The sequence below is a fragment of the candidate division WOR-3 bacterium genome (assembly GCA_016867815.1).
Lineage (GTDB): Bacteria > Hydrothermota > Tepidihabitantia > Tepidihabitantales > Tepidihabitantaceae > UBA2258.
In genome coordinates this window covers 1-4,889 of record VGIR01000144.1, presented here as the reverse complement: position 1 = coordinate 4,889, position 4,889 = coordinate 1, and the positions used below count along the sequence as shown (strand labels likewise).

2 protein-coding genes are annotated in these 4,889 nt (G+C 60.9%); both read left to right on the top strand.

Features of this window, described 5'->3' with window-relative positions:
* Nucleotides 1-159: 159 nt before the first annotated feature.
* Entirely contained in the window at nucleotides 160-2,637 is a 2,478-nt protein-coding gene (locus FJY68_13390) for a PEGA domain-containing protein (GenBank protein MBM3332818.1), read from the top strand.
* A gap of 198 nt (nucleotides 2,638-2,835) precedes the next feature.
* Nucleotides 2,836-4,881 (top strand): excinuclease ABC subunit UvrB, encoded by a 2,046-nt coding sequence (uvrB, locus tag FJY68_13385; GenBank protein MBM3332817.1) that lies wholly within the window; start codon nucleotides 2,836-2,838, stop codon nucleotides 4,879-4,881.
* The last annotated feature ends 8 nt before the right edge of the window (nucleotides 4,882-4,889 follow it).

Here is a 4,889-nt window from a genome sequence, read left to right as displayed (position 1 = left end):
CATAGTCAAAGCCATCTGACCGGTTCCTTTCCAGATAGAACATGGTCAGATTGTGCCTCCGCTTCGAGTAGGTTTCTTACGTGAGGCAACGGGGTGGCTTCGAGTAGATTTCTGGTGAGGCAACGCGTGCCGTTGACACCCCGGTCTGCGGGTCGTACTATGTCCCTTGTGAGGACATGCTCGTTGGTTGCCGTCTGCATTCTGTCGTTGGCAGGCGGGCTGTCAGCTTCGCCTAACTGCGTTCTCATGGGTCGAGTACGTGACGCTCGGACCGGCGAGCCACTCGTTGGCGCAAGTGTCGTCGTCAGAGGCACTGAGTGTGGTAATGCCACCGACCTGAACGGTGACTACGTGATCGTCGGGCTGCCAGCCATGACCGGAATGGCGACGGCGGCGTACGTCGGGTACGACGATACCTCCGCGTCCTTCACCACCACTGCCGCATGCACCACCTGTCTCGACTTCGTCCTTTCCCACAACCGACAACCGTTTTCACCGCCTCCGCGGCCACCCAGGCCACGGCCCATCCCCCTGCCGCTGCCCGCCAGAAGCAAGTCGCGATTCCACAAATGGTGGGGCTGTGAGTACACGGAGGAGAGCGTGCTGGCGATCGAGCAGGTTGGCGACAGCGTACTCATTCAGGTCTTCGGCGGTCGGATGCCTGGCCAGCCGAGAGACTATCAGGCAGGCATGCGGGAAGGGCGAATCGCCATCTCCGAGTTCCAGGCATTCTGGGATTCGCTGAACAGCCTGGGCTTCTGGCATCTCAAGAGCGCATACTGGGCGCTACGAGGTCGCACCGGCGAAGAAGGAGGTTCCATCTCGGTCAGCTTCGAGGACCGCAGCGGCGGCAAGACGAGCAAGACCATACGCTACTCTGTCCCGCATTCGTGCTCGCTGGAGTTCCGGCGCGTGTATTCCCTACTGGACAGCACGGCGCGGTTCGCCAAGTCCGTGCCGGACTGGGGGACACTGCTGCACTACGACACAGCGCCGCCAATCACGGAATTCAAGAACCGGTACTACTCCGCCGCACTGCGTGCAATTGCTGCCGTCCAGGACTCGCAGGACCTGGACACTCTTCTGACTATGCTCTTGGCCGACAACCAATACTCCGGTGCAGCTATCGCTGCTTTGGGCAACATCGGCAGCAAGCGGGCGGTACCAGCACTTGAGGAGTACATAGCTCGGCTGGAGGCGGAGTCAGCTCCTTCGCGCCGATACAATCTCATTGGTGATGCGGCCAAGGCTCTGTTCGCGGTTAATGGCATACAGAGCGTGCCAACGATCAGGCGTCTGCTACGCCCGCCGTGTCCGCCTCGGCTTGTCTATGCGCTTAGCGAGATGATGGCTAGGGCAGGTGACTACTCGGGCGTGCCGGCCGTCGTGGAGATTCTCAGCGGCCCCGTTCGGGGCGAGGTCACCTGGGCTGCCGAGGCCCTAAAGGAGATTGGCTACGGAAGTCAGATGGCGATATCCGCGCTGCTCGAAGTGGCACAGAGGGAGATACAGGCAGACAAACCCAGTGACAGGGTCATGGTTCATACTACTTTGGCTCTCACCAAGCTGACCGGTCGGGAGTTCGCATACCATCCCGAGGATTCGCTGTCCGTCAAGCGTTCGAGCATGGCGGAGTGGCTGAAGTGGTGGAGGGCGAATGCCAGCAGTTACCCGGTCGGTGAGGGCGGTCCAGCCGGCGGATACGGTTTTGTACAGGTCAACTCCAGTCCCTCCGGCGCTGCCATCTCGCTCGATGGCGCCGTCACCGGCAACACTACGCCGTTCCTGCTACTCGGCGTCGCGGCTGGTGGGCATGAACTGCGGCTGACGAAGGGGAGACACGCTGACTGGACGTCGCACGTGACTGTAACTCGCTGGAAGACGACGACCGTACGCGCGAGGCTGTCGTCAGTTTTCGGCAGGCTTGAGATACGCTCTGTCCCAGCAGGAGCCGCGATCTGGCTGGACAGCGACAGCACCGGGAAGACAACGCCCTACCTCTTCGACAGAATCCCGGCGGACCGGCACCGCCTGCGACTCGGCAAGACGTGGTACAACTACTGGGACTCGACCGTTGCCGTTGTTCGAGATCAGACGACCGTGGCTGAGGCGATGCTGAAGGCGCCTCCCGAGTCGGTGTGGGCCACATATGCGAAACCTGGCAACCCGGGCTGGGTTGCTTGGGTGGGGCCAGAGAGGAGCGTGAGATTCGACCCGCGCGACTTCGGATTTGGCTATCCACTGCACATAGACAAGGTCAGCGCGGAGTTCTATCTACATGCCAACTTCCCATGGCGTGATTCAAGTTTCAGTTTCAGGATCTATGGTGGTAATGGTAGGAACCTGCTCTACCAGTCACCAATGTTGGAGGCCGCCGCGTGGCCCGCAGTTGTTCACGATCTGACCGTACCCTTACGGCTGGACTCCGGAGCGTTTTACGTCTCCGTGGTACCTGCTGATACAAGTGGACGGCCGACAAGTCTCGCAACCAGTGGCTACAGAGATCAGCGGGCGCCGAGCGTGATTCCCGCTGCCACGCCGGCTGACTCGATCAAGCGCAGCTACACCGGCTCACCCGGGCGCTGGACCTTCTTTGACAAGGGTGAGTTTTCCATATCCGTCCTGCTCCGGCGCTGACGTCGAGTAGAGCCGACGGCTGCTTGACCTGACCCGGCATACTCCTAGAATCTCGCTGTGATTGAGCAGACAGACCGATTCAAACTTGTAGCACCATTCAAGCCATCCGGCGACCAGCCAGCAGCGGCTGCGCCGCCAATTCAGACTGCAGAGTGCAAAGTGCAAATCGCAGAATGCCAGATGGAAAGAGGCTAGCTGATGGATGAAAGGCAGCAGCAGTTCAAACTTGTTGCTCCATTCCGCCCGTCAGGAGACCAGCCCGAAGCTATCGACAAGTTGTGTGAGTTCATCAGCAGTGGCGCGAAGTATGCGACGTTGCTGGGCGTCACCGGTTCGGGGAAGACGTACACGATGGCGAATGTCATTGAGCGGCTGAACCGGCCGACAATCGTCATGTCGCACAATAAGACCCTGGCCGCGCAGCTCTACGGCGAGTTCAAGGGGTTCTTCCCCGAGAACGCGGTTGAGTACTTCGTATCCTACTACGACTACTATCAGCCCGAGGCCTACGTGCCTGAACACGACCTGTACATCGAGAAGGACGCCTCGATCAACGAGGAGATTGAGCGGCTGCGGCTGCGGGCCACGTCGGCGCTGGTGGAGCGGAGCGACGTGATTGTGGTTGCCTCGGTATCCTGCATCTACAACCTGGGCGAGCCGTGGGAGTTCCGCAACTCGATCCTGCCGGTCGAAATCGGCAAGGACATGGACCGGGAGCACCTGCTCGAGGAACTGGTGAAGCTGCAGTATACGCGGAACGACGTTGACCTGAAGCGGTCGACGTTCCGCGTCCGGGGTGACGTAGTAGATGTCCACCCGTCACACCGCGACTACGGAGTGCGGGTTGAGTTCGAAGGCAGCCAGATCGGCCGGCTGACGGTGTTCGACATCGTCTCCGGTGACATGATTGACCGGAAGCCGCGGATGACGATGTACCCGGCCAAGCAGTTCATCACGACCGAGCAGCAGATTACCGCCGCCGAGGTGACGATTGAACAGGAACTCGCGGCGCGCGTGGCCGAGTTTGAGGCGCAGGGCAAGCTGCTCGAAGCCCAGCGCATCAAGACCCGGACGAAGTTCGACATGGAGATGATGCGGGAATTCGGCTACTGCCCGGGCATCGAGAACTACTCGCGCCATCTCTTGAGCAAGAAGCCGGGGGAGCGGCCGTACACGTTGCTCGACTACTTCCCGTCAGACTACCTGATGGTGATGGATGAGTCGCACGCGACCGTGCCGCAGGTGCAGGGGATGTACAATGGCGACCGGGTGCGCAAGCAGACGCTGGTTGACTATGGGTTCAGGCTGCCGTCGTGCCTGGATAACCGGCCGCTCCGGTTCGATGAGTTCAACATGCTGCTCAACCAGACGGTGTTTACTTCGGCCACGCCCGGACCCTATGAAGCAACGGTGAGCCATGGAAACGTAGCGGAGCTGATTGTCAGGCCGACCGGGCTGGTTGACCCGAAGATGACCATCAGGCCGACCAAGGGACAGGTGGATGACCTGATTGCCGAGGTCAGGAATCGGGTGAAGCAGCAGGAGCGGGTGCTCGTTACGACCCTGACCAAACGGATGGCCGAGGACCTCGCCGAGTACCTGACCGAGATGGGGCTGAAGGTGCGTTACCTCCACTCGGAGATCGGCGCCATCGAGCGGGTGGAAATCCTGCGGCAGCTACGCCTGGGCGAGTTCGACGTGCTGGTCGGCATCAACCTGTTGCGCGAGGGACTGGACCTCCCCGAGGTGTCGCTGGTCGTTATCCTCGACGCGGACAAGGAAGGATTCCTGCGGGATGAGCGGTCGATCATCCAGACCTCTGGTCGGGCCGCCCGCAACGTCAGCGGCGAGGTGATTCTCTACGCCGACAATGTGACGCGTTCCATCCGCAACTCACTGAAGGAGATCGACCGGCGACGACAGAAGCAGATTGAGTACAACGCGGCACACGGCATCGAGCCGCGTTCGATCCGGAAGTCGATCGATCAGGTCCGACTGACCACGTCCGTCGCGGATGCGAAGGCAAGCGAGGAGGCGACGAACGCCGACAGCCAAGCGCCGAACGGAGAAGAAGAGGACAAGGTTGCTCTGTTGGCGAGGCTGCAGCGGGAGATGGAGCAGGCGGCGGCGCTGCTCAAGTTCGAGGAGGCAGCGAAGCTGCGCGACCGGCTGAAGCAGGTTCGGCAGCAGATTGACGACGAGGAGTGGAAGGCGGCGCGGAAGGCGAGGATGAGGAAACGTTAGATACCAGA

Excerpts from the sequence above, each read along its gene's own strand:
- FJY68_13390 (MBM3332818.1), top strand. The coding sequence starts at position 160 with ATGTCCCTTGTGAGGACATGCTCGTTGGTTGCCGTCTGCATTCTGTCG.
- uvrB (MBM3332817.1), top strand. The coding sequence starts at position 2,836 with ATGGATGAAAGGCAGCAGCAGTTCAAACTTGTTGCTCCATTCCGCCCG.